The 25,220-nt window shown below is 63.3% G+C and carries 23 protein-coding genes; 12 read left to right on the top strand and 11 right to left on the bottom strand.

The features are described 5' to 3' along the window. Positions 1–25: 25 nt before the first annotated feature. Both Q6D67_RS04950 and Q6D67_RS04945 read left to right on the top strand, forming a co-directional pair. On the top strand, positions 26–1,513 hold the full coding sequence (locus Q6D67_RS04950; RefSeq protein WP_304704473.1) for a SulP family inorganic anion transporter: 1,488 nt from the start codon (positions 26–28) through the stop codon (positions 1,511–1,513). Between the two features lie 100 nt (positions 1,514–1,613). Then, on the top strand, positions 1,614–2,465 hold the full coding sequence (locus Q6D67_RS04945; RefSeq protein WP_304704472.1) for a universal stress protein: 852 nt from the start codon (positions 1,614–1,616) through the stop codon (positions 2,463–2,465). 21 nt (positions 2,466–2,486) lie between these two features. On the opposite strand, the gene Q6D67_RS04940 is transcribed toward Q6D67_RS04945, so the two are convergent. After that, positions 2,487–3,308 (bottom strand): sulfite exporter TauE/SafE family protein, encoded by an 822-nt coding sequence (locus Q6D67_RS04940; protein ID WP_304704471.1) that lies wholly within the window; start codon positions 3,306–3,308, stop codon positions 2,487–2,489. A 106-nt stretch (positions 3,309–3,414) separates the two neighbouring features. On the opposite strand from Q6D67_RS04940, the gene Q6D67_RS04935 reads away from it, so the two are divergent. Beyond that, entirely contained in the window at positions 3,415–4,026 is a 612-nt protein-coding gene (locus tag Q6D67_RS04935) for a fumarylacetoacetate hydrolase family protein (RefSeq protein WP_304704470.1), read from the top strand. A 30-nt stretch (positions 4,027–4,056) separates the two neighbouring features. On the opposite strand, the gene Q6D67_RS04930 is transcribed toward Q6D67_RS04935, so the two are convergent. Next, positions 4,057–5,151 carry an endonuclease/exonuclease/phosphatase family protein gene (locus tag Q6D67_RS04930; protein WP_304704469.1) on the bottom strand — a complete coding sequence of 365 codons (1,095 nt, stop codon included), beginning with the start codon at positions 5,149–5,151 and terminating at the stop codon, positions 4,057–4,059. A 164-nt stretch (positions 5,152–5,315) separates the two neighbouring features. Here Q6D67_RS04930 and Q6D67_RS04925 point away from each other — a divergent pair, with 164 nt between their 5' ends. Then, positions 5,316–5,867, top strand: a complete 552-nt coding sequence (locus Q6D67_RS04925) for an HNH endonuclease (RefSeq protein WP_304704468.1) — start codon at positions 5,316–5,318, stop codon at positions 5,865–5,867. Positions 5,868–5,879: 12 nt separating this feature from the next. Here the strand turns inward: Q6D67_RS04925 and gcvT are convergent, their stop codons facing one another. Next, on the bottom strand, positions 5,880–6,989 hold the full coding sequence (gene gcvT, locus Q6D67_RS04920; RefSeq protein WP_304704467.1) for a glycine cleavage system aminomethyltransferase GcvT: 1,110 nt from the start codon (positions 6,987–6,989) through the stop codon (positions 5,880–5,882). Positions 6,990–7,246: 257 nt separating this feature from the next. On the opposite strand from gcvT, the gene Q6D67_RS04915 reads away from it, so the two are divergent. Beyond that, positions 7,247–7,825 carry an exopolysaccharide biosynthesis protein gene (locus Q6D67_RS04915; RefSeq protein ID WP_304704466.1) on the top strand — a complete coding sequence of 193 codons (579 nt, stop codon included), beginning with the start codon at positions 7,247–7,249 and terminating at the stop codon, positions 7,823–7,825. 78 nt (positions 7,826–7,903) lie between these two features. Here Q6D67_RS04915 and Q6D67_RS04910 read toward each other — a convergent pair whose 3' ends face one another. Continuing rightward, complete coding sequence (locus tag Q6D67_RS04910) at positions 7,904–8,866, bottom strand: CHAD domain-containing protein (protein WP_304704465.1); 963 nt, start codon at positions 8,864–8,866, stop codon at positions 7,904–7,906. Between the two features lie 157 nt (positions 8,867–9,023). Between Q6D67_RS04910 and Q6D67_RS04905 the strand changes: the two genes are divergently transcribed. Then, positions 9,024–9,548: a shikimate kinase gene (locus Q6D67_RS04905; RefSeq protein ID WP_304704464.1), complete on the top strand. Its 525-nt coding sequence runs from the start codon at positions 9,024–9,026 to the stop codon at positions 9,546–9,548. A 356-nt stretch (positions 9,549–9,904) separates the two neighbouring features. Then, positions 9,905–10,126, top strand: a complete 222-nt coding sequence (locus tag Q6D67_RS04900) for a PA3496 family putative envelope integrity protein (RefSeq protein WP_304704463.1) — start codon at positions 9,905–9,907, stop codon at positions 10,124–10,126. 85 nt (positions 10,127–10,211) lie between these two features. On the opposite strand, the gene Q6D67_RS04895 is transcribed toward Q6D67_RS04900, so the two are convergent. Beyond that, positions 10,212–11,057 (bottom strand): LysR family transcriptional regulator, encoded by an 846-nt coding sequence (locus Q6D67_RS04895; protein ID WP_304704462.1) that lies wholly within the window; start codon positions 11,055–11,057, stop codon positions 10,212–10,214. Positions 11,058–11,237: 180 nt separating this feature from the next. On the opposite strand from Q6D67_RS04895, the gene Q6D67_RS04890 reads away from it, so the two are divergent. Beyond that, positions 11,238–11,444: a type II citrate synthase gene (locus Q6D67_RS04890; protein WP_304704461.1), complete on the top strand. Its 207-nt coding sequence runs from the start codon at positions 11,238–11,240 to the stop codon at positions 11,442–11,444. Here the strand turns inward: Q6D67_RS04890 and Q6D67_RS04885 are convergent. Continuing rightward, positions 11,441–12,283, bottom strand: coding sequence for a hypothetical protein (locus tag Q6D67_RS04885; RefSeq protein ID WP_304704460.1), 843 nt, complete (start codon positions 12,281–12,283; stop codon positions 11,441–11,443). The two genes, Q6D67_RS04890 and Q6D67_RS04885, sit on opposite strands and share 4 nt — an antisense overlap. An 11-nt stretch (positions 12,284–12,294) precedes the next feature. Continuing rightward, positions 12,295–13,644 (bottom strand): glutamine synthetase family protein, encoded by a 1,350-nt coding sequence (locus Q6D67_RS04880; protein ID WP_304704459.1) that lies wholly within the window; start codon positions 13,642–13,644, stop codon positions 12,295–12,297. 115 nt (positions 13,645–13,759) lie between these two features. On the opposite strand from Q6D67_RS04880, the gene Q6D67_RS04875 reads away from it, so the two are divergent. The 3 genes from Q6D67_RS04875 (at position 13,760) to epmB (ending at position 16,966) form a co-directional block, all read left to right on the top strand. After that, the gene (locus Q6D67_RS04875; protein ID WP_304704458.1) at positions 13,760–15,043 is read left to right on the top strand and encodes an FAD-binding oxidoreductase; all 1,284 of its coding nucleotides are present in this window, start codon (positions 13,760–13,762) and stop codon (positions 15,041–15,043) included. A gap of 64 nt (positions 15,044–15,107) precedes the next feature. Next, entirely contained in the window at positions 15,108–15,950 is an 843-nt protein-coding gene (locus Q6D67_RS04870) for a glycosyltransferase (RefSeq protein WP_304704457.1), read from the top strand. Beyond that, positions 15,947–16,966: an EF-P beta-lysylation protein EpmB gene (gene epmB / locus Q6D67_RS04865; RefSeq protein WP_304704456.1), complete on the top strand. Its 1,020-nt coding sequence runs from the start codon at positions 15,947–15,949 to the stop codon at positions 16,964–16,966. The genes Q6D67_RS04870 and epmB overlap by 4 nt, the downstream gene beginning before the upstream one ends. Here epmB and Q6D67_RS04860 read toward each other — a convergent pair. Both Q6D67_RS04860 and Q6D67_RS04855 read right to left on the bottom strand, forming a co-directional pair. After that, positions 16,955–19,564 carry an EAL domain-containing protein gene (locus Q6D67_RS04860; protein ID WP_304704455.1) on the bottom strand — a complete coding sequence of 870 codons (2,610 nt, stop codon included), beginning with the start codon at positions 19,562–19,564 and terminating at the stop codon, positions 16,955–16,957. The genes epmB and Q6D67_RS04860 overlap by 12 nt on opposite strands. Next, on the bottom strand, positions 19,564–20,529 hold the full coding sequence (locus Q6D67_RS04855; RefSeq protein WP_304704454.1) for a sensor domain-containing diguanylate cyclase: 966 nt from the start codon (positions 20,527–20,529) through the stop codon (positions 19,564–19,566). The genes Q6D67_RS04860 and Q6D67_RS04855 overlap by 1 nt, the downstream gene beginning before the upstream one ends. A gap of 143 nt (positions 20,530–20,672) precedes the next feature. Between Q6D67_RS04855 and Q6D67_RS04850 the strand changes: the two genes are divergently transcribed. Next, positions 20,673–21,173, top strand: a complete 501-nt coding sequence (locus Q6D67_RS04850) for a nuclear transport factor 2 family protein (protein ID WP_304704453.1) — start codon at positions 20,673–20,675, stop codon at positions 21,171–21,173. Positions 21,174–21,377: 204 nt separating this feature from the next. Here Q6D67_RS04850 and Q6D67_RS04845 read toward each other — a convergent pair whose 3' ends face one another. Both Q6D67_RS04845 and Q6D67_RS04840 read right to left on the bottom strand, forming a co-directional pair. Continuing rightward, positions 21,378–23,672 carry a caspase family protein gene (locus Q6D67_RS04845; protein WP_304704452.1) on the bottom strand — a complete coding sequence of 765 codons (2,295 nt, stop codon included), beginning with the start codon at positions 23,670–23,672 and terminating at the stop codon, positions 21,378–21,380. 55 nt (positions 23,673–23,727) lie between these two features. Then, on the bottom strand, positions 23,728–25,200 hold the full coding sequence (locus Q6D67_RS04840) for a serine/threonine-protein kinase (protein ID WP_304704451.1): 1,473 nt from the start codon (positions 25,198–25,200) through the stop codon (positions 23,728–23,730). Positions 25,201–25,220 lie beyond the last annotated feature (20 nt).

The following is a 25,220-nucleotide window of genomic DNA, read 5'->3' as shown; positions in this document are numbered from 1 at the left end:
CTGACTCTCGCGAAGACTATCTGCCATGCTCGCTACACTCAAACAGGACTGGTTCGGCAACATTCGCGGCGACCTGCTCGCCGGTCTCGTCGTTGCGCTCGCCCTCATCCCCGAGGCCATTGCCTTTTCCATTATCGCCGGCCTCGACCCCAAGGTCGGCCTCTACGCTTCATTTTCAGTCGCCGTAATCATCGCCTTCACCGGCGGCCGGCCGGGCATGATTTCCGCCGCCACCGGGGCCATGGCGCTGCTGATGATCACCCTGGTGCGGGAGCACGGCCTCGAATACCTGCTCGCCGCCACAGTCCTCACCGGGGTGTTGCAGATCCTGGCGGGGTTCCTCCGCCTGGGGTCGCTGATGCGCTTCGTGTCCCGGTCGGTGGTGACCGGCTTCGTCAACGCGCTGGCAATCCTGATATTCCTGGCCCAGCTGCCGGAACTGACCGGCGTCACCTGGCACGTCTACGCGATGACTGCGGCCGGCCTCGGCATTATTTATCTTTTCCCCCTGCTACCCTTGGTGGGGAAGCTGGTGCCGTCACCCCTGATCTGCATCCTGGCTCTGACCGCCGTGGCCATCCTGCTGCAGCTGGACATCCGCACCGTGGGCGACATGGGCGAACTGCCCGACACCCTGCCGGTGTTTCTGTGGCCGGACGTGCCGCTGAACCTGGAAACCCTGGCCATCATCTTCCCCTACGCCGCCGCGCTTGCGGTGGTCGGCTTGCTGGAGTCGATGATGACTGCCACCATCGTCGATGACCTCACCGACACACCGAGCGACAAGAACCGGGAGTGCAAGGGCCAGGGTATCGCCAATATCGGTTCCGGACTGCTCGGCGGCATGGCGGGCTGCGCCATGATCGGCCAGTCGGTAATCAACATCAAATCCGGCGGCCGCGGCCGCCTGTCCTGTTTTGCCGCCGGCCTCTATCTGTTGCTGATGGTGGTGTTCCTCGGCGACTGGCTCAAGCAGATCCCCATGGCGGCGCTGGTGGCGGTGATGATTATGGTGGCCATCGGCACCTTCTCCTGGGACTCCATCCGCAACCTCAAGCACCACCCGCTATCCTCGAGTATCGTCATGGTCGCGACAGTTGTGGTGGTAGTCGGCACTCACAACCTGGCGCTGGGCGTACTGGTGGGCGTTTTGCTGGCCGCGCTGTTCTTCGCCAACAAGATCAGCCGCTTCATGCTGGTGCAGAGCCAGGACGAGGGCGAGGGGCACCGCCGCTACCGGGTTATCGGCCAGGTGTTCTTTGCCACCGCCGAGGGCTTTGTCGGCGCTTTCGATTTCAAGGAGGCCCTGGAACGAGTCACCATCGACGTCAGCGAGGCGCACTTCTGGGACATCACCGCGGTGTCCGCTCTGGACAAGGTGGTGATCAAGTTCCGCCGCGAAGGCGCGGAAGTGGAGATCCTCGGCCTCAACGAGGCCAGCACCACTATCGTCGACCGCTTCGGTGTTCACGACAAGCCGGAAGAAATAGAGAAGCTGATGACCGGTCACTGAGCCGGTCCGAATCCATGCAATGTTAGTGCGGTGAGGTGTTGCAGCCATTCGCCACCGCACGTAGCATGACGCTGTTGCCACTCCCGGCCAGGAAGCCCACATGTCCACCGTTACCGCCTGCATCGACGCCTCTCCCAGCGCCCCCTGCGTGGCCACTGCCAGTGCCTGGGCCAGCCAGCGCCTGCAGGCGCCCCTTCTCCTGTTGCATGTACTGGAAAGACCGGAGGCCCCTCCGACCCAGGATCTCTCGGGCAGCATCGGCCTGGGCAGCCGGGAGCAGCTGCTGGCAGAGCTGACCGAGCTGGACGCGCGCCGGGAGCGACTGGCCATGGAACATGGCAAGCACCTGCTGGAAGATGCCGCCCGGCTGGCGGCTGCAGCGGGCGTGGAATCGCTGGAGAAACGCCAGCGCCACGGCAGCCTGCTGGAGACCCTGCGGGAGATGGAAGGAGACACCCGCCTGCTGGTCATGGGGCGTGTCGGCGAGGATCACGATATCGCCGCGCATACCATTGGCTCCCACCTGGAAAGCGTGGTGCGCAGCGTACACCGACCGATCATGGTGGTTATGCGGGAGTTTGTCGCCCCCCGGCAGTTCATGATCGCCTACGATGGCAGCCCCACCGCGTCCAAAGCGCTGGACCTGGTGGCCAGTAGTCCGCTGCTGACGGGCCTGCCCTGCCATTTGGTCACCGTGGGCCCGCTATCAGCCGAGCAGACACGGCAGATCGGCCAGGCGCGCGACTCTCTCGTGGAAGCCGGCTTCGAGGTCATCACCGCCACGGTGGAGGGCGAAGTCCAGGCCGCCCTGGGCCAGTATCACCGCGACAACGATATCGACCTGATGGTCATGGGCGCCTGGGGGCATTCCCGCATCCGCCAGTTCTTCGTCGGCAGCAACACCACCCGCATGCTCAGCCACAGCGACATCACCCTGCTGCTATTGCGCTGACCATTGCCCGCGCGGCGTGGTTCACAGCGCCCGCAACAACATCCGCCCGGACACCAGCAGCAGGAAAAACCCGAAAGCCAGATTGAGTTGGCGCGCGTTCAGGCGATGGGCAATGCGCGCGCCCCAGGGCGCGGCCAGAATCGTCGCCGGCGCAATGCACGCCAGCCCCAGCAGGTTGACAAAACCCAGGCTGGCTGCCGGCAACCGCGGATCCCCCCAACCCGTCACCACAAAGGCAGCAGCGCCGGGTACGCTGATCAGCAGGCCAAACACAGCCGAGGTGCCCACCGCCCGGTGGATGGTGTGCCCGAGCAAGGACAGCACCGGCACGCTGAAGGTGCCGCCGCCGATGCCCATCATGCTGGAGAGACCACCTATCCCCAGAGGTATCAGCCGGATCCCGAGGCCCGTGGGTATCTCTCGCGCGGGTTCCGGGTTGCGACCGCCGAACAGCAGCATGCGCAGGCCCAGCAGCACCGCCACCGAACCAAAGATCAACGCCAGCACGTTGCTGTGCAGGCGCGAAGCCAGCCAGGCGCCGAACACCGCGCCCACCAGGATATAGCCACCCCAACTGCGCGCCACGATGAAATCGACCGAACCACGCTGGTGGTGGGCGCGAGCCGATGACAGGGAAGTCAGGATGATTGTCGCCAGCGAGGTCGCCACCGCAACATGCATGCGGATCGCCGGATCGACGGCCAGGGTTCCCAGGGCGGCATCCAGCACCGGCACAATGACAATCCCGCCACCGACTCCCAGCAGGCCCGCCATGAGACCGGCGAAAACACCCGTTGCCAGCATGGCCAGCACCAGGGGACCCCATTCGGTGACAAGATCCATGGTTACTCCCTGTTCCCAGAAACTTTTGGCGCACGCTGTTTCAGGCGCCGGCGACCGCGCTATGATGCCACAGCAAGCACGCCAAACCGCTACGAGGACATCTGTTGTGCGCACAATTCACTGCCAGGGCCGCGCCATTGCGCCCTCCAAGGTCGTTTGCATCGGCCGCAACTACGTGGCCCATATCGAAGAGCTGGGCAGTGAGGTGCCCGAAGACATGGTCGTGTTCCTGAAGCCGAACTCGGCCCTGGGCGACACCCTGTATGCGGCTCATGGGGAGCCCCTGCACTACGAGGGTGAAATCGCGTTTCTGGTGGAGGGCGGACAGTTGGCCGCCGTGGGCTTTGGACTCGATCTGACCAAACGCAGCCTGCAGTCGCGCCTGAAAGAGAAAGGCCTGCCCTGGGAGCGCGCCAAGGCCTTTGACGGCGCCGCCCTGTTCAGCGAGTTCCTGCCGCTGACCCTGCCGGTCGAGCAACTGTCAATGGAGCTGCGGGTCGACGGCGAAACGCGCCAGCAGGGAGGTGTGCCGCTGATGCTGTATCCACCGCAGAGCATTCTCGACAACCTGGCCGGCTTCATGACTCTGGAAGACGGCGACATCCTCATGACAGGAACCCCGGCGGGTGTGGGCGAAATTCTGGGCGGCCAGCATTTTCAGGGTCGCGTGCTCGGCAATGGGTCCGCCCTGGTCGAAGTGAGCTGGACGGCGCGATAACCGGTGAACACCGGGCAGCGAGCGTTGAGACTAGCGATCGGGGTCGGGGTCGGGTACATCCTCGGCAGTAACGGGCTCAGCCGCGGCCTTCTCCCCCGCCAACTCGCGGTCCTCTGAATCTTCCTTCAGCCCCTCTTGCTTATCCCCCCGCACGGGCTGGTGGCACAGTTCGACCAGCAGGGGAAAGTGATCCGAGCCGAAGGCCGGCAGACGGCGCAGCTCGCTAACCGTGAAGTGGTCGCTGTGATACAGATGATCAAGGGGCCAGCGGAGCAATTTATGCTCGGCATGATAGGTGTTGAACATGCCGCGCCCCACCCGCGGGTCGAGCAGGCCGCTGATCTTGCGAAAGAGACGCGTGGTGGTCGACCAGGCAACGTCGTTGAGATCGCCGGTGACGATGACGGGGCCGGTCTCGTCCGCGACCGCTTGCGCCACCACCACCAGCTCCGCGTCACGCTCGGTGGATTCCTCGTTTTCGGTCGGGCTTGGCGGTGCCGGGTGCAGTACGTGCAGGCGCAGGTCAACCGTGTCCGATAAATGCACCTTGGCGTGGATTGAGGGTATGTCCTCCTGCACCAGATAGGCGACTTTAGTGTCGCTGAGCGGCAGGCGGGAGTACAGGTGCATGCCGTAGAGATTGTCCAGGGGCACCTTTACGCTGAACGGATAGTCGCCCTCGAGCGTGTCCAGATAGCCCTGCCACCGGGAATCAGATTCCAGCGTGATGAAGATGTCCGGGTTGTTCTGGCGCACCAGTTCGAGGAAACGGTCCGCATGTTGGTTCGGGGTCAGAACATTTGCCGTCAGCAGCCGCAGGCAGGGTGTCGCGCCATCGGTGTCCAGCACTTCCCGCGGCCACAGGCGGGTGTAGGGAAGAATCCACCAGGCATGGAAAATGATACATCCGGCGCACAGGGCCAAACCGGTAATTACCAGCGGGCTGAGCCCATCCAGCACGCCGATCACCACGCCGACGGCAAGCAGCGTGCCGGCGAGCGCGGATAGCTGCAGGCGGGGAAAATCCAGCCCGCGAATCCACCAGGCGGTGATCCGCGACAGCGGCACCAGGGTAGCAAACACCAGTACAACGGTTGCACCAAGCCATATCCACTGCACCGTCACCGCCGACTCCCCGCTGTATTAGCGAAATGCGCACACACATTACAGAATAGCGGCCAGGAGCGGTGTGCGCACGCCCCGTGACTCCATTGCAGGGTACACAATCTGCAGGATTGTGAAAGCCACACTTTTACAGTAGCTTAGAGCAAACCACGGAGTGGCCGCCCATGCAAAACATCCTGAAACTGGACGTAGCAGGTCAACCACGCGGCTGGATCACCGCCCAGCAAGCCGTATCCGCCTACGCCCGAGGAGACGTCCTCTACGGCGTGGGGGCACCTTTGCCGCCGATTATGGGCGGAGTCCAGCGCCTCACCGGCCTGCGCTCCCGCATCGACCTGCAACCGATCATCGCCCTGCAGGGGCGCATCCGCAGCGACTTCAGCCTGCCGCTCTGCAACCGCACCCTGTTCCGCCGTGATGACCACCGCTGCCTCTACTGCGGCCAGCAGTTTCCCCGCTCTGAATTGACCCGTGACCATGTGCTGCCCACCTCCCGCGGCGGTAGCGACCGCTGGGAGAATGTGGTCGCCGCCTGCCGCCGCTGCAACTGGGCAAAGGATAACCGCACCCCGGAAGAAGCCGGCATGCCGCTGCTGGCGGTGCCGTTCCGGCCCAACACCTGGGAGTGGCATTTCCTGGCCAAGGAGCGGGTACTGGCAGACCAGATGGACTACCTGTCACAGCAGTTCCGGGCCCTGCGCGCCTGGGCGCACTGACCCGGGTCGGGCTCAGCCGCGGAAGTAGCGCTGGGGCACGAAAGGCATTTTGGCCACGGTGACCGAGACCGGCTTGCCGCGCACATCGACTATCAGCCGCGTACCTGGCTCGCCGCCGTCCCGTCGCACATAGGCGATGGCAATGGGAACACCGACGCTGGCGCCAAAGCAGGCAGAGCAGACTTCACCTACCTGTTCGCCACGCTCGTCGAACACCGTCTGCCCCTCCCGCACCGGCCGCTTGCCGTCTACCACCAACCCCACCCGACGCAGCGGCGGCCTGTGCTCGACAAGCTGGAAAATCCTGTCGGCCCCGGGGAAGCCACCGGGGCGCTCGCCGCCGGGGCGCCGCGCCTTGCCAATGGACCAGACCAGCCCGGCCTGCACCGGATCAATGGTAGCACTCAACTCGTGCCCATACAGGCACAGGCCAGCCTCGAGACGCAGGGAATCGCGAGCACCCAGGCCGATCGGTGCAACTTCCGGCTGTGCCAGTAACAGGCGGGCAATCCTGTCCGCGCTGACCGCGGGCAGGGACAGCTCGAAACCGTCCTCACCGGTATAGCCGGAGCAGGTGATGTACAGCTCCACCCCGTCGATACTCGCCCGCATGCCGTGCATGAAGGTGAGCGCGGCGGCCGCGGCACACAGCCGGGCCATGACCTCGCGCGCCGCCGGTCCCTGCAGTGCCAGCAGGGCCTGATCCGCCATCACCTCCAGGCTCTGGCCATCCAGGTGCGCACGCAAATGGGCGATGTCCTGCTCCTTGCAGGCGGCATTTACCACCAGGAAGAAGGTTTCCGGCCCCCAGCGGGTGATAATCAGGTCATCGAGCACGCCCCCAGTGCTGTTGGTCAGCAGGGCGTAGGTTTGGCGATCATCCGCAAGGCCAACGACATCCGCCGGCACCAGGGCTTCCAACAGCTCCGCCGACCCCGCTCCCGACAGCACTACCTGACCCATGTGGGAAACATCGAACAGTCCGGCAGCCTGCCGGGTATGCAGATGCTCCTTGATAATACCGGCGGGATACTGCACCGGCATGTCGTAACCGGCGAAAGGCACCATGCGGGCACCGAGTTCCCGGTGCAGGGCGTCGAGAGGAGTGTGCAACAGGGTCATCGTTAACGCCTCGGCTGTGTCTGATGGGGGCAATCCGGCACTCTAACCAGAGGCCAACGCCCGCGCAAGGCGCGAGATCTACCCCGGGGGAAGCAACCCGCTGGTCGCCAACGGTGTTGTAGGTTACGCTTCCCGCTACGAACGGTCACGCAAGCGTTGCCCCCCCAGCAGAAGATGTCAGGTTCAATACGGTCCTTTTATGCGTAAGTTGCTGCCCTGCGCTCATGACTGAGCATGCTGCCAGGAACCTTGAAGAGTTGCTCGAGCAGATCGCGATCGTGGCGCACAACGAGCACACCCTTGTTACGGTGGGTGACATACTCGAGGCTGTAGGTACCCGATCTTTCGCGCCGCTGCTTATGCTTACGGGCACATTGCTGGTCTCGCCCCTGAGCGGGATTCCGCTGTTTCCCTCGATGATGGCCTTGATCGTGCTGCTGGTGTCACTGCAAATGCTGGCCGGCCGACGTCACTTCTGGCTGCCCCGGTGGCTACTGCAACGCACGCTGCCACGACAAAAGCTGTTGCGGATACTGGAGTGGCTGCAGACACCCTGCGCGACTATTGACCGCTATCTGCAACCGCGTCTGACATATCTGGTCAGGGGTCCGTCAACGGTCTTGATCGCACTGACTTGCCTGGCCATTGCGGTGATGATGCCGGCAATGGAACTTGTCTTGTTTTCGTCGTCCATCGCCGGTGTCGCGCTCTGCGCCTTCGGGCTGGCTCTGGTGGCGCATGATGGCGTGCTGGTACTGGTGGCGTACGCCATAATCACACTGATGGCGGCAGTTGTGGCCGGCGTGTTGCCCTGGGAGGCTGCCGGAACAGGGTAGAATGCAAAGCATGAGCCGCCGCCGGTTTTGGCGCCATCCACCCGCAATTTCCGTTCGCTTTCGCGCGTGGAATCCGACTCAGTCATCGGCAGGCACCTTCGCATCGGCTTCCATCATGCTCGAACCACGCTTCACGTCGGCAAGCGACGCCTCCCAGTAGGCTTCGAACCGACGCACCAGATGCCTGGGCTTTTCCGCGAAGAGGCGCTGGCCCAGCGGAAACGCCCGGGCCTGCAACTGGGCGCGCCGCCGGTCGGACAGACCCAGCAGGGCCTGCAGGTCGCGGTTGGACTCAAAACGCTCCTGTTCCTCCGACAGCGTTTTCCCAAACACCGCAAGGTCATGGTCATCGCCCAGGTCGTCGCCCAGGTCTTCCAACGCGTCCCGCCACTCATCCAGCACGTCGTCCCAGATCGGGCGCAGTACCCGCACGTGGTAGAGATGGTATTTGACGCGCTTGCGCCACTGATGAAAGTTTTCAGTGCCTGGCTTGTCCGCCACCCTTTTCATGGCCTTGCGGCCCCGCGCATAGGTTTCTTGCAGGCCCGGTGCCAGGGAATCGAAGCCGTCGCCGATCGGCCAGTCGCCGGCCCGCTTGCGCGCCTCAAGGATGGTGGCGGCGAAGGCCTCGATCCGGCCGTCGAGGCCAATTCCGTCCTCGACCACCTTCCGCTTCCGCTCCTCCAGCACGTCACGCACTTTTTTCAGGCGTTGACGATTGCTCTGTTTGGCAAAGGTGTCGATCAGCCGGTCATAGGTCTCGAGCAACGCCTCCGCATCGCGAACGTAGGACAAGCTCCGGGCAGCATCCCGGAAGCAGTCGTTCTCTCTCTTGTACACCTGGCAGCCGTTATCCAGATCGCCGCGGGCCAGGCGCAGCAGCGCACGGATCTTTTTGCAGCGCTTGCGCAACTGGTGCACGGTACCGTGCCGGTCCAGGCCGCTATCGACGATTTCCGCCAGCGCTTTGTCCATCTGCTCTCGCGCCATGCGGCGGATGCCGTCGCCCGCGGATTCTCCGATCTCGAATTTAAATGACATTCAAAAAACTCTCGGGTTGGCTTTCCTGGTGGCTACCAGACTAACATTTGCGCTCCCAGGCGCCCGCCATCGGTCTGTCAGCGGCGAACCCGGCGCAGGGCTTTGCCATGCGGTCTGGGCGTTGCTACTGTAACCATCCTTGCCGCAGGACCACACCGTGCATCAAAACCCGCCTCCAACGCGCACCATCAGCCTGATCGGCATGCCCGGCGCCGGTAAAAGCACCGTGGGGGTTTTGCTGGCCAAACTCTCGGGCCTGGATTTCAACGACACCGACCTGGAAATCCAGGTCCAGGCGGGAGCCACCCTGCAGGAGATCATAGACAGTCGCGGCCATATCGTCCTGCGTGCGCTGGAAGAGGAGATCCTGCTGGCCGTCCCGCTGACACACACTGTCATCGCGACCGGAGGCAGCGTGGTGTACAGCGACCGGATCATGCAGCGCCTGAAACAGGCCGGGCCGGTGGTCTATCTGGACGTGCCTCTGTCGACCCTGGAAGCACGCGTCGCCGCCGCGCCGCCGCGCGGCATTGCCAGTGACGTCGGCTACAGCTATGCCGATGTCTTCCGCGAGCGCACCCCCCTCTACCGCCGCTACGCGGATTTCACCGTCGCCACAGAAGGGCGCGACCCCCAGGACGTTGCAATGGAAATTCTGACCCGACTGCGCGGCGCCAGCTGACGCCTGATGGACGCGGCCGGACACGTCCGCCGACGCCGGGACGGACAGCGCGTCAAGCCCACTACGGCCACTTGCCACCGGTTTCACGTTGCAGCGGGACTGGCACGGCCTTTGCTGGAATTGACCCAGGCGGCTCGCTGGCAACACCGTCAAGGATGACAGACTACAGGGACGTAGCCGCGAGTGCAGGGAACCCAGGACAGGGAGCGGGCCGCCTATCCATTAAGCCGCGTGCGTAGCAGCACTCTCAACAAAATAAATTTGTTATAAATCCAACAAAATTTTGATTTACTCGCTGAAATCACTGAGTGATATTGCGCCGAAATTCAAGGCTATAAATCATCAGGAGGTGATTTATGACTGAACGCACACAAGAACCCGCTGCCAATGATGGCCTCGATGATATCTTCGAGCCGGCGCTGATGGACATGGCGGATGACGACTTCGAAGAGGTTGCCTGTGTTTCCACCGAAAAGCAGCGCCTCGCCGCGAAACGTCGCCGTGCCGAGCAGCGCATTGAGCAGCGTCGTTTGCGGGAAGAACTGGGCTACTACGACCTGGAATTCGAGGACTTCTAGTCCCCGGTGGCGGGAGCCCGCACGCCCCCGCCCGGTCGCTGAATCCCGGAAGTCGCCCACAAGGCGACCATGTCCTCTCCCCCTGCTATACCTGAACCCCCTGAAAACACTTCGCCACCCGGTCGATCTGGGCGCGTTTGGGTGAGCTGCTGTGGTAGACCAGATTCAGGGGCCGGCTGAAGCTGGGGGCGGCGGCAACGGGCGACAGACCCGTGCCCGCGAGATAGTCCAGCAGGCTCGCGGGCAGGAAACAGGCGCCGCCAAATTCCGCCAGGAAATCGCTGGCCAGATCGTTGAGGTTGGTGTGTAGCCGCGGCGGCCGCTGTTCCCCAAAACGCTTGTCGTGAAAGCGGGCGAAGCCCCCGCCCCAGTCCAGAAACACATAGTTGCCGGCCATGGCTTCCTCCAGCGTGTCATCCGGCCGGGAGCTGTACAGGCGCAGGGTCAGGCGCCCGACAGGTACGCTCTCCAGCTCCGGCACACCGGGTGGCTCGTAGGCTATAGCCAGATCCAGAGTGCGGTCCAGCAGCTTGCGCATCAGTTCGCCGGATTCGCGGCTCTCGATGCGCAGGGCAAGGTCCGGGTCTTCACGCTGCAGGGTATGCAGCCGCTGCTGCAAGACACTGCTCCAGATCCCGATCCGTATTCCCAGATAGACCTGACTGCTGCGGGCATCCTCCAGGCGCAATTCCTGGCGCGCGCGCGTCAGCGCCAGCAGCACGGTTTCTGCATGCGGGACCAGCCGCTCACCTTCGCTGCTGAGCTGGATGTTGTTGCGATGGCGGATGAACAGCGCCACACCCAGCGCTTCCTCAAGCTGCTTGATGCGCGCGCTGACCGCCGCCTGAGTGATAAACAGGTTCTCGGCAGCGCGGCCAAAATGGCGGGTATTGCGCACCTCAAGGAAAGTGCGCAGCAGTTCCGTATCCAAGCTCAGGACTCCCCAGGCAGTTCGGCACAGCTTATATGCTAGTACCCGGTAGGCAAACATGCCCCCATTCGCTACATTGCCCGAAACCCGAGTGTGCGCGAAAGTTGCTCGAGAGAACGCTTCTTATGTGCAGGCAGTCGCGCTAGCATAGGCCCCCCAGGGAAGCAGGAGCAACAGGCAATGCCGGAACTGAAGCGCGAAGTCAGACCCATCGAAGTCAATTACGTCTGCGACGCCTGTGGCAAGGGGATGATGGCGGCCTGTGGCGAGATGGACCCCAAATCCGGAGCGATAGACCACCGCTGCCTGATCTGCAATCACCAGCAAGTGTTCGAGTGGCGCCCCTATCCCCGCATTGAGCACATCGGGCTGGAAGAAAAACTCTAGACGGCAGCTGTATCCGGGCGCGATTCATACTGCCACTCGAATACATTCATTTCGATGAAAATAAAGGCAAACAGCCACAGGGACGCGTCCCAGAAATCGAGGAAATCACCCGCCACACCCCAATAGGCTGCGGCGAAGAACAGCACACCATAGAGTACCGACTTGAAATACTTGTTGGCCCCCAGGATCGACGCCGAGAGCTTGCCCCGCAACTGCAGGCGCACCTCGATTTCCAGCACCACCACCACCAGAATCCAGACGCCGGCGTTGATCACATCGACCCAGGCCAGGCGCTTGGCGGCTGCCAGGCTGTCGGCACTGGTGAGGACATTGAAGCCCTGCAGCTGATAGACCTCCCCGCCCAGGGCTGCACAGCTCACCGCGTCGAGCGGGACAAACTCATCCAGATTGACCAGCACTGACCAGGACTGGTCGGCCATGGCGCAGGCGTTACCGAGGAAGGGGGCAACGTCGTACAGCGGGGTAAGCTCGGCGTAGTAGCCGGTGAAGGCGTAGACGATGGCGATGCTGCACAGGCCCCGGATCCCGTGCAGCGCCCATTGCACGGGGCCATGAATCCGGCGGTCATCGAGCACCGAGGTCTCCAGCTCAAACAACAGCAGCAGGATGATCCAGGCGGCGGTATCAATGGTGGCGGAGAAAACCTGCACCAGCTGGCCCGCGGCGACGGAGTCCGCGCCCATCGCCGCCAGGGTCAGCAGTTCTTCCTGCAGGAAAAGATAGACATTGATGCCCAACAGCAGAAAAGTGAGGTACTTGACGGCGGTGAACAGCTGATAACGCCGCTCGCTGCCGAACACATTGCTGCTCGCTGTCATCGGTGCCTCCGTCAGACCTGCAGCAGCAGGTGTTCGCGCTCCCAGGAGCTGATCACGCGGTTGAACTCCTCAAACTCATCCAGCTTCACCGCGGCATAGGCGCGCAGGAACAGGTCACCGATCATGTCCTGCAGCTCCGGCGTGTTGTGCAGATTGCGCAGGCCTTCTTCCAGGGTGCGCGCGACCTCGACGTCGTCCTCGTTGGCAGTGCCCTGGTGAGGCTGCGTCGGCGTCAGGCCCTTTTTCATGCCCAGATAGCCGCTGGCAAGCGTGGCGGCAATAGCCAGGTAGGGGTTGGCGTCGGCGCCGGGGAACCGATTTTCCACCCGGGTCGCCTCCGGCGGCCCCCAGGGTACCCGGAAGGCCGTGGTGCGATTGTCCATGCCCCAGTTGAGGTTGATCGGCGCCGCAATCTCCGGCGCCAACCGGCGATAGGAGTTCACATTGGGCGCATACAGGCTGATCAATTCCGGCGTGTAGCGCTGCAGCCCCGCGATGTAGGACAGGAAGGCCGGGGTATGAGTGCCGTCCTTTTCGGAAAAAATGTTCTCGCCGGTATCGACGCGGAGCATGCTCTGGTGAATGTGCATGGCGCTACCGGGCTCACGCTGCATGGGCTTGGCCATGAAGGTCGCGTACATCCCGTGCTTGTGCGCGGTTTCCCGCACGGTCCGCTTGAACACGAACACCTGGTCGGCCATGCTCATGGCGTCGCCGTGAAGGAAGTTGATCTCCAGCTGGGCGGCGCCGTTTTCGTGGATCAGGGTGTCGACCTGCAGTTTCTGTTCGTCGGCGTAGTCGTACATGTCCTCAACGAAGTCCTCGAACTCCGCTACTGCGTCGATGCTGTAGGACAGCCGCGCCGATTCCCGGCGCCCGGACCGGCCCTTGGGCGGCATCAGCTCGTAGTCCGGGTCGGTGTTCTTGGCCACCAGGAAGAACTCGACTTCCGGCGCCACCACCGGCTGCAATCCCTCGGCCGCGTACAGGTCCAGGATATGACGCAGGACATTGCGCGTGGAAAGCGGATGGCGCTCGCCATTCATTTTGTAGCAGTCGTGGATGATCTGGGCGGTGGGCTCACGGGCCCAGGGCACTACCCGCAGCGTAGCCAGGTCTGGCTTGAGAATCATGTCGGCGTCGGTTGGCTCGACGAAATCCCAGTGTTCATCCGAGTACTCCCCGGTGACGGTCTGGATCATGATACTTTCCGGCAGCTTCGGATCCCCCATGCTGAGGAACTGCTGCGCCGGGATAAACTTGCCCCGGGCATTGCCCGTCATGTCGGGCACCAGACACTCCACTTCGGAAATCTTGTGCTGCTTGAGCCACTCATGAATGGCTTGGGTATCGGTTTTCATACGAATTCCACAGGGTGGGAAGTGGCCAGTATCGCAGTACTGTAAATAATGCTGCAAGGGGGCTACCCCTAACGTGTTATGCAGCGCATCGCAAGCGTATCCGTATAATGGCCCAATGGAAAATGAAGCGCACGTCACATCATGGTACGCCGCCACCGCCAACCAGCAGCTGGAATTCCCGGCGCTGGCAGGCTCCAGCGCGGCGGATGTCTGCATTGTCGGTGGCGGTTACACCGGGCTATCGACCGCCATTCACCTGCGCCAGCGCGGCTACAGCGTCATTCTGCTGGAGGCCAATAAAATCGGCTGGGGCGCCTCTGGACGCAATGGTGGCCATGTCGGCACCGGCCAACGCGCGGGCCAGGAGCAGCTGGAGAAGTGGGTCGGGCTGGAGCATGCAAAAGCCTTGTGGCAACTCGGCCTGGAAGCAGTGGCTACGGTCTGCGAGCTGATTGACAGCCACGGAATCGACTGCGAACTGAAGCGCGGCAATCTGCACCTGGCGTCGAAGCCCGGCGACGCCCGGGAACTTGAGCAGGAAGTTGAGCACCTGCACAGCGTCTATGGCTACGACCAGATCCGCTACGTCGACCGCACCGAGCTGGCGGAGATGACCTCCAGCCAGGGCTTCCACGGCGCCTCCCTCGATCTCGGCGCGCGCCACCTGCACCCCCTCAACTACGCCCTGGGCCTGGCCCGGGCCGCCCGCGACCTCGGCGCCCACCTGCACGAGGGCAGCCGGGTGACCGGCTACAGCGAGGGCGGCAAGGTCACCGTCAAGACCGGCAATGGCACCGTGACCTGCGACTACCTGGTGGTGGCCTGCAACGGCTATCTGGAAAAGCTTGAGCCGCGCACCGCAGGGCGCATCATGCCGATCAACAACTACATGCTGGCGACAGAACCGCTGCCGGAGCCGCTGGCGCGGCAACTGACCCGTGACGACACGTCCATGACGGATACCCTGTTCGTGGTCAATTACTGGAAGCTGTCTGCGGACAACCGCCTGCTGTTTGGCGGTGGCGAATCCTACACCCGCCGCTTCCCCGCCGACATCAAGGGTTTTGTGCGCAAGCACATGCTGCGTATCTACCCTGAACTGGCAGACACCCGGATCGACTATGGCTGGGGCGGCACCCTGGCCATCACCATGAACCGGATGCCGGACTTCGGTCGTCTGTCGTCGCAGGTGTTCTACGCCCACGGCTATTCCGGCCACGGTGTGCCGATTGCCACCCTCGCGGGCAAGCTGCTGGCGGAGGCCATCAGTGGCAGCGCCGAGCGCTTTGACGTCATGGCCCGGGTTCCCTCCCGCCAATTCCCCGGCGGTACCCTGCTGCGCTGGCCCGGACTGGTTGCGGGCATGTTATTCTATAGCCTTCGCGATCGTCTGGGCTGAGCCCGCTGGCCAGCCAGGGCCGCCCAGGGGCCGCAGGGACCGCAGGGACCGGATGCAACCACCAATGTTCGAACACTTTCTCATCACCCGCTTTAACCTGCGCAACCCGAGCTGGACCAGCAGCCGGTCGCAGCACCCGGTCCTGAGCGAGGCCTGGCTACAGGATCGCTTCCAGCTGTTTGAACAGTACTGCCTGCCCAGCGTGGCGGCGCAAACCGAAGCCGGGTTCAGCTGGCTGGTGTACTTTGACACCCAGACTCCGGAGCAGTGGCTGCCGCGCATAGAACGCTACCACCGGGAATGCCCGCAGTTCCAGCCCGTGTTTGTCGACGGCATGCCGGCTTTTCTGCCAGACGTACAGGCGCGCATTGCGGCAGCCGCTGCCCCCTACGTTATCACCAGCCGCCTGGACAATGACGACTGTATCAGCAGCGATTTTATCGCCCGCGTACAGGAGCAGTTTGCGCCCACGGATTTCCTGGCCCTGGATTTTATCGACGGCTACATGCTGGAGATTGCCCCGGTACAGCGCCTGGGGCGCACCGTGAACGCCTACAACCCCTTTGTCAGCCTGATCGAGCGCAACCGGGAGCCGCTCAGCGTCTGGCACAAGGTTCACGCCCAGTGGAAGCGCGAGCCCCACTTGCGCCGTATCCGCGGCCAGCGTATCTGGCTGACCGTGATCCACCAGGACAACAAAACCAATGAATTCCGCGGCTTCGGCCGGGCCGACAAGGCCGAGGTCAGCGCCAGCTTCGTCCTGGCGCCCGCGGCGCAGCAGATCTGGGAGCAACTGCTGCCGGTAACGCGCTGGCGCTGGCTGAGCCTGAAGAACCGGCTGCACACCGGTGCCACGCTACTCAAGCGCGACCTGAAGAAGGCCCTGGGCCTGTACCGCCAGCCATGAACTCCATCGAGCTCATCAATGCCGGCACCGCGGCCGCCGACTGGCGCGCCGAACTGCGCGACCTGGTAACCTCGCCGGCGGCACTCTGTGACGCCCTGCAATTGCGCCCCGAGCAAATCGGCTGGAGCGACGCTGCGGCCAGGGACTTCCCGCTGCGGGTCCCGCGAGCTTTTCTCGCCCGCATGGCTCAGCGAGACCCGCACGATCCCCTGCTGCTCCAGGTACTCGCGGGGACCCGGGAGCTGCAGGCCGTGCCGGGCTATGGCTCCGACCCGACCGGGGAGACCGGCGCGGCCAATCCGCAGCCGGGCATCATTCACAAGTATCAGGGCAGGGTGCTGTTGCTGGTTACCGGCAGCTGTGCCATCCACTGCCGCTACTGCTTCCGCCGCCACTTCCCCTACGCGGACAACCAGAACAGCCGCAGCGAGTGGCGGTCGGCCCTGTCCTACATTGCCGACAACCACAGCATCAGCGAAGTCATCCTCAGCGGCGGCGACCCCCTGATGGCGGGTGATGCCCAACTCGCAGAGCTGGTGTCGGAGCTGGCAGCCATCCCCCACATCCGGCGCCTGCGGGTGCACACACGGCTGCCGGTGGTGATTCCCGGCAGGACCACCCCGGCGCTGCTGGCGGCCCTGTCCCACCCACGCCTGCAGACAGTGCTGGTGGTGCACTGCAATCACGCCAATGAGATCGACGCAGCCGTGGCAGCGGCCTTCGCAATGATTCGCCAGCAGGGTATGACGCTGCTCAACCAGGCGGTCTTGCTGGCGGGTGTGAACGACAGCGCGTCCGCGCTTGCCCGCCTCAGCGAACGCCTGTTTGAGGCCGGCGCCCTGCCCTATTATCTGCATCTCCTCGACCGGGTGGCAGGGGCTGCTCATTTTGAGGTCGGTGCGGAACGGGCACGTGCACTGCACCGGGAGATCAGCACCGTGCTTCCGGGCTACCTGGTACCGCGACTGGTGCAGGAAGTCGCCGGTGCTCCGGCGAAAGTACCGCTACCCCGCTGAAACGAGCTGCCGGGATTGCCGCAGGCGGATCGCCCAGTGACTGACCGGTTCCGGCAGGCCCAGATAAAACCCCTGGAATTTCTCGCAGCCCATGACCTTGAGCTGTTCCAGCTGGCCACTGCTTTCGACCCCCTCGGCGATCACATCCAGACCCAGGCTGCGCCCCAACTGCAGGGTGGCGGCGATAATAGCCTGGTCATTGTTATCGGTGAGCAGGTCGCGCACGAACAAGTAATCGATCTTGAGCCGGTACAACGGCAGGCGTTTCAGATAGCTGAGGGAAGCGTAGCCAGTACCGAAATCGTCCAGCGAGAAACGTACCCCCAGCGCGGTCAGGCGCTCCATGCGCGCCACCGTATCGGCGACATCAGTGATCAGCATGCCCTCCGTGACTTCCAGCTCGATCAGACTGGGGCGCAGGTTGTACTGACGAATGCTGCGTTCCACTTCTTCGACAAAGTCCCCATGGCGAAACTGTCGGGGACTGATGTTGATTGCCAGGGTCAGATCCGAGAGCAGCGGCTCAGCCTGCCAGTCCCGCAAAATCTGGCAGGCCTGCTGTAACACCCAGTTGCCCAGCGGGATGATCAGGCCACTGGACTCAGCGACCGGAATGAATTCGCCGGGGGCCACATCCCCCAGCTCCGGGTGCCGCCAACGCAGCAGGATTTCACCGCCAATCACCCGCTGGTCACAATCGACCTGGGGCTGGAGGAACAGCTCAAACGAGTGCTGCTCCAGCGCCTGCCGTAGCGCCGATTCTATTTTTAGCCGACGATCGACGCCGCGCTGCATGGCCGGGTCGAAGAAACGCACGCTCATCGCCCCGTCCCGGCGGGCGCCCGCCAGGGCCAGCTCGGAGTTGCGCAACAAGGTGCTGGCATCGGAGCTGGCACCGGCGCCGGCATCACTGAACATGCTGATCCCCACCGAAAATGACATGGCCTGGTTGGTCCCCGCCAACTGAAAAGGCTCACTCAGGGAGGCTGTGAGCGCGCTGACCCAGCGTCTCGCGTCCAGCACCGCGGTGTCACGATCACCGCTGAGATCCGTCAAAACGATGGTGAAATCGTCGGCACCGATGCGTGCGGCAACGTCTGCTTTGGTCACCAGGGCAGTGATACGCGCCGCCACCTGTCGCAGCAATTCATCGCCCGCCGGAAATCCGAAGGTCTCGTTGACCAGGCCAAACGCGGTAAAGTCCAAAGTCACCACCGCGCCCTCCAGACCCGTGCGCTGGGCACTGGCCAGGCCCTGGGAAAGACGCTCCAGCAACAGGACGCGGTTGGCGAGCCCGGTGACGGTATCAAAATACTGGGCGTGGTTGAGCTCTTCCCGCAATTGCAGATAGCTGCTGATGTCGGTAGCCACACCGCACAACGCATAAACACGGCCGGCCGGGTCCCGCAGCGGTAATTTGATCGTCAGAAAGGTGCGGGAACCGCCACCCTTGAACGTCACGACCTCCTCTTCGGCAGAACGCTCACCCCGGGTCAGAACCCGCGTATCCACTTCGCGCTGGTGCTGCGCGGTCGCCTGGTCGTAGAGGTCGTCATCGGTTGCGCCGAGCAAGGCGGATGCCTCCCGCCCGAACAGTTCGCGCTGCCTGCGATTGACATAACGATAGCAGTGGTCCAGCCCCTTGGTGTAAATACAGGCATCGATATTGTCGAGGATGGTTTCCAGCCGGGTCTCCGCCAGCTGCAGTTCCGAAGCCTTGGCAGCCACCGTGCGCCGCATCAACCAGGCGAGCCACAGGGCCACGGCCAACAGCAGCAGGCCCGCCCCTGCCACCGGGTAGAGCCAGTCCGGTAAATCGGACTCGTCACCGCCCACCCCCCAACGCTGCAATATCCTGAAATAGAGAGAGTCCGGCTCCGCCTGCCAGCTGCCCAGGTACCGGTCCAGCACCTCAAGCACGGTGCTGTCCAAGCCCTGGCGCCCGGCAAAATACAGACGCGAAGGCTGGAACAGTACCGGCGTCACAAAGAACCCAAGGTCACGAGCGCGCTGATCACCGAACAGGTGGTTGGCGGCCACCGCGTCAGCGCGGCCATCCCGCACCGCGACGAACCCCTGTTCGAAAGAAGGAACGGCAACCCAGCGCACCTCCAGATCGAAACTCTGCATCAGGTCGGCCAGGTAGGTCTGCTGGACGGACCCTTCCAGCACCGCGATGCGCAGACCATCGAGGTCCAGCAGGCTGGCGACGTTGATCGCCGCCGAACTGTATAACTGAGACCAGCTGCGCAATACCGGCGTCTGGTGAAAACTGAAATCCTGGTCCCGGACATCGTTGATGGCTACATCCGGCATCAGGTCGATCCGGCCCTCGCGCAGGAGTTCGAGACAGTGGTTCCAGCCACAGGGCACCGGCTCCAGCAACCAACCCTCGCGCTCTGCGATGTGCTGCAACAGGTCACCAAAAATACCGGACAATCGGTCATCCAGCAGCAGCAACTTGGGGGGGTTGTGATAGACCCCGACCCGCAGTACCTCCAGGCTTTGCGCATGGGCCACACTCGCCAGCAGAACAGTCATCAACAGCAATGGGTACAGGCGCCCGGGGCTCCCAATCCAGCTTCGCCACGCTGTCATCACCGGTGGTCGCCACCCCGTTTGCGCTGGTACATCAGGGCATCACCCTCGGCCAGCAGAGCGTCCAGATCCTCGTGCCTGGCCGCGTTGTAGCGCACAACCCCGTAAGAGAATGCAACGGCATAGCCAAGTTCCAGCCCCCGGTTGTACTCTCCGACAGCCTCCCGAAACCGCGCCATGACTGTCTTTACTTCATCGTCGTTGGCGTCGTTGAGCAGCAATACGAATTCGTCTCCTCCCAGCCGGGCCACAATGTCCGAATCCCGGCTGACCTCCAGCAGGGCACCGGCGAAGAATTTGAGCACCCGGTCCCCCTCCGCGTGACCGAAGCGATCGTTGATGGGCTTGAACCGGTTGAGGTCAATAAATACCAGGGTCAGCGGAAAGTCCTTGCGCCGGGACATGCGCAGGGCCTGGCCGGCAATGATGAAGAAGCCACGGCGGTTGTTGATCGCGGTCAGTTCGTCCAGGGTAGCCATTTCCATGGCCTGCATCTCGTGTTCCACCAGGGTGGCGAGGTCCTGCAGAATCAACAGGTCACGGGAACCAAACTGACGCGGTTTGTGGTCGATAATGCACACCGTGCCCAGCACATTGCCGTCCAGATACCTGATCGGATAGCCCGCGTAGAAGCGCACGCCCGGGTCGCTGGTCACCAGGGGGTTGTCGGCAAAGCGGCTGTCGGCTGAAGCGTCCTCCACCACAAACGCGCCTTCACCGGTAATCGCGTGGCCACAGAAGGAGATATCGCGCGGTGTCTCTGTCGCGTCCAGCCCCTGGCGGGACTTGAACCACTGGCGGTCAGTATCTACCAGGCTGACCAGCGCAATGGGCACATCAAACACATGCATCGCCAGGCGGGTAAGCCGGTCGAACCGCTCCTCCGGTTTGCTGTCGAGAATATTGAGAGATCTCAGCGTCTCCAGGCGCCTGGTATCGTTATCTGGTATCGCGGCCGACTGCATGTCTCTCTCCCTGAATAATCAGAGTATGGTCATTAATCGTCGGACTGGCAAAACTCTTGTGCCGAGAGCGGGAATCGGGGTTGCCGCCCTGCTCCGGGGCGGTATGCTAGCTCTCCCGATGCACACTTCCGCGGAGATCACACATGCGACCACAGGATACGGATTGGGCGGCACAAGTACGTTCGCTGCAGGACATAGAGGCTATCAGAACACTGAAGTTCCGTTACCTCAACGCCTGTGACGACAAGCAGCCAGACCTGGTGCGGGACTGCTTCGCAGCCGGCAACATTGAAATCAACTTCGGCCACATCGGCCAGTTCGATAGCCGTGAGGCCTTCGTCGCTGTTTTCGTGGAACTGGGCTGCCACGACCACATCGTGGACATGCATCACGCGGAAAACATGATCGTCGACCTCACCGGCCCGGATTCGGCCACTGCCAGGGTGGGACTGCGATTCCACAGCATCAATACCCGCGACCAGACCAGCGTACAGTTGGGTGGTCATTATCTGGATGAGTATGAGCGGCGCGACGGCCAATGGTTGATCACGGCCAGCCAGTTTCTGGTGCGGTCCGCGCTGATCAAGGACTTTTCTGGAGATTGCGAGAAGGTGGTCTGGGCGGGCAACGGCATGCCCCACTGAGGGACCCTGCGTCCAGGCAGAGCGAGCTTAACCGGCTCCCGCGGCTCTGGCCCCAACCGGGTAGGTGGATTCCCCATGGATAAACGGCTCGCACAGTGCGTCTCGCAGTTTGCCGACTACGCCATCAGCGGCCTGTGGAAGATCATACCAAGTTGAGCCGAGACGGCAACCGGGTGCGGGCCGGGAACGAAATCCCGGCGGCAGTCAACGCTGCGCCACAACGTTGGGGTGGAGGAAGGCAAACTGCCCGGAACCGTGCCCATTGTTGATCTCGATCCGGCCGAAGATGGGCTCCGGCACGGCGATGTTGGCTTCCGTACCGTGGCGGATACGCTCCTTCAGGTGAGCGTACAGGTCATTGTCGAACAGCACGCCGGTATTCTGGGTGAGCAACCCCACCAGGGCCTTGGTGAACACTGAATGGTTGCCGGCACCACCGTCCGGCACCGGCACGACGCCGCCCGAGGTCAGCACCGTGCGCGCGCGGTTCTGCAAGTAGAATTTCAGGTTCTGCTCAATTTCATGCTGCCGCAGCTTGATACCGCCGGAGGTCACGATACCGCGCCCCGAGTAACAGGAATCAGCGATCACCAGCACATGGTTGGCCGGCAACATGGCCAGCCACCGTGCCAGAGCGCTGCTGGAGACGCCAAACATTTCCTGGGCACCGGGTGACGCCGAGGTGGCGTCGACCCCCATCCAGTAGCTGTCGGAGCCGTCTTCGGAGCCGTGCCCGGCGTAGTAGATCAGCAGGGAATCCTCCGGTTTGAGTGACCCCTTGAGAGCGTCCACGCGGCGGAAGATGTCTCCCCGGGTAGCGTCCAGCAGCAGCTCCGACTGGAACCGGTAGCGCTGGGTCAGCACCTCGTGCATGGCGCGGGCATCGTTGTGGGCGAAACTGAGTTGGCGCAGATGCTGGTAGTTGTTGTTGCCAATCACCAAAGCGTGGAACTTGCCTACCTTGATATCGCCGGGAATGCGCATGCGAGAGGTGTCCGGCAGCGGTTCCAGCACGCTGCGGGTCGCGACCTGCTGCGTCCACTGCTCACGCAGTTCCGCGACTTCGCGCTGGTAGCGTTTTGCTTCCGCGTCCACTTCGGCCAGCCTGGTTTCCTGCCGGGCGAGGAGGGCGTCGCGTGCGGCCAACTCTCCACGCAATTGTGCCAGCTCCGCGCTGCGGCTGGATTCCTCGCGCCCGGCGGCGGCCACCGCCGCGGCAAGCTGGTCGCGCTCACTGCGCCCCAGCGCCACGGTGGCCTGCAGTGCTTCCCGTTCGTCGCTGGCGGCGGTCTCCTGCTGACGCAACTTGACCAGGGCCGATTCGGTCTGGGCCAGCTTCGCCTCCGTGCGCTGGCGTTCATTCAGGGCCGTCGCCAGTTCGTCACGCAGGGTATCGGCCGCGTCCCGCAGCGCCGCCAGCTGGGCATCCATGGCCGCCAGAGCCTGCTGGTCCGCCTGCGCCCCGGTGGCGAGTTCGGCGCGCTGAGACTGCAAGGTGGCGATCTCCTGGCCCCTCGCTGCAAGCGCATTGCGGGCTTCCGCCAGCTCCAGCTCGGACATGGCGGTTACCCGCTCCAACTCGCCCTGCAGACGGCGATTTTCCAGCTCTACCTGGCGCACACTCGCCAGCAGGGTCGCCTGCCTGGCGTCCAGTGTCGCTTCCAGGCTTTCCAGCTGGAACTGCTGATCCTCCACACGCTGCCGCTTGTCCCGCAGCTCACGCTCCAGTTCCGCCACCCGGCCGCTGTCCGCCGGCGCCGGTTGGTTGCGGGCCCGGGCGAGCTGCTGTTGCAGGGCAGCCACCTCCTCCGCTGCGCCGCGCAGGGAATCGCGCCTTGCGATGAACCCGGCACGGGCTTCCTCCAGCTCCAGACGCAGGGCGTCGGCTTCCGCATTGCGGGTCCGCAACTGACTGGTCAACTGCGCCACTCGCTGCTCCGCGGCAGTTCTGGCCGCCTCCGCCTCCGAGGCCAGCACCAAAGCCTCGCCCAGGCCGGTGGCCTGGCGCCACAGGTTGGTCGCCAGCAATGAGTCGCGCTCAACCCCGAGCCCGTTTTCATGAAGATGCGCCAGCCGGCGCAGCGCAGTGACATCTCCCTGCTCGGCCGCGCGCTGGTACCACGCCATGGCGTCAGCGTAGCGGGGTTGTGCAAACAGGTACTGGTACACCTCACCGAGCCGGGTTTGCGCAGCGGTATCCCCCTCTTCGGCAAGCGGCAGGAAGAAGGCTACCGAGGCTTCGGGGGTCGCTCGATCATAGGCTGTGTACTCACCGCCGCGCAGTTCACACACCTTCGCGGTCACCTGCGTCAACTGGCGCCGCTCCGGATAAACGATGCCGCCCAGGCGTCGCACCCGCGGCGGCAGCAAGCAGGGCACAATATCGAACTCCTTCAGCTCGGCGGCGCGGCTCGCGGCGTCGGCGGTCGGCGTCTGTGCATATCCGGTGGCGGCCGCCGCAAGCAGGCCTGCCACGACACAACTTTGCAGGATTTTCATGATGCTCGTTCCCTCCTGGTACTGGAGCGCGGAATACGGACCCGGGGCTGCGGCGTCAGGGCAGCATACCCTCGGGCAAGGCCTTGCAGCCGGCAATGGCGCCGGGGTTGGATACTTTTTGCAACAGGGACGGCAACACCTCCCGCAACACCGGGTTGTGGGCATTGATGGCAACGCCGCGACAGGCGAAATCCAGTGCCTCGCGCGACCGCTGCAACTCATCCAGGCGCTGCGCCGGCTCCTCATAGGCGGACGCAAGCTGCAACAGGCCGCCGGCAGCGGCGCGCTTGCTGGCTTCGTCCGGAGCCTGACGCAACACCAGGTCATAGACCCATTTCGCTGAGCTGGTGCTGCCGTGGAGAAAATAGCCGCCGCGGTCGAATTCGTCACTGGCGAATGCAGTATTGGCCATCGTGATATTCTGCGCTCCCTGCTCCAGCCACAGTGCCACCTGCTTCCCATCGACTGATGGATTGCCGGTATCCCGGTATTGCACCAGGAGCTCATCAATAAAGCGTTGTTCGGGCGAGTCCTGATACGCCTGCCAGCTCGCCGCGGCGATGCCGGTGGCGAACAACAGCGCAGAAACGGCGATCCAGGGAGTCGCATTGCGGGAGCTTGTCGCGGGCCCGAAGCCGGCGAGAAACTCCCTGGCATTGGCCACGCGTTCACGGCGCCGATGGGCCAGGCTTTGCAGCAGCACCTGCCACTGGCCCTGGCGCAGGCCCGGAGGACGTTCCGCTTCCAGTCCGTTGCTGCGAGCATCGATTGCCCGCGCACCATCAAAGGGGTGACGCCCGGTGAGCAGCAGGTAAGCCACGCAGCCAAGGGCGTAGATGTCATCCCGCCGGTCGGGAGACTGGCCCTCGAACATTTCACAGCTGGCGTACTGTGGCGTCAGTGCAAGCGGGGTGTCACCGTCGAAACGGGTGGTGTTGCGGGTCGCCATTGCTTCGTCCAGCGTCCGGGCGATGCCGAGGTCCAGCACCTTGACCTCGTTGTTCTCGGTGAGGAAGACGTTGCCCGGCTTGAAGTCCGAATGCACCACACCGTGGTCGTGCATATAGGCCAGCGCTTCACCGCAACTGCGGATGATGTGCCATGCCCGGTCCCAGGGCAGACCCTCCGGATACTTGCGCAGAAATTCGTCCAGCGGTTCCCCGCGCATGAATTCCATGACCATGAAGACGATGTCACCATCGCGGTCAAAGTGGTAGACACCGACAATATTCGGATGGTTGAGCTGGCGGGAATTGTTCACTTCGCGACGCAGTGAAGTCAGCGCCTGAGGATGATCCTTGAAGGTGTCGCCGAGCACCTTGATCGCGACGTAGGGATTGGAATCTTCCAGTTCCCGGTCGAGTGCCAGAAAAACCTTGCTCATGCCGCCGGCGCCGAGCATGCGTTGCAGCACAAAGCGATCCCGCAGCACCATGCCGGGAGCAGGTACGCGCGGTTGCAATGGATCCACCTCGGTGGCATTTCCGGGCAAATCGGCCTGCAGCGTCACCTCGTAAGTTCTATCCACGGGCATCGATCTCGCAATGT

The organism is Haliea sp. E1-2-M8, from assembly GCF_030649675.1.
Classification (GTDB): Bacteria; Pseudomonadota; Gammaproteobacteria; order Pseudomonadales; family Halieaceae; genus Haliea.
Note: the sequence above shows the minus strand (reverse complement) of the source record. Positions and strands in the feature narration are given on the sequence as shown.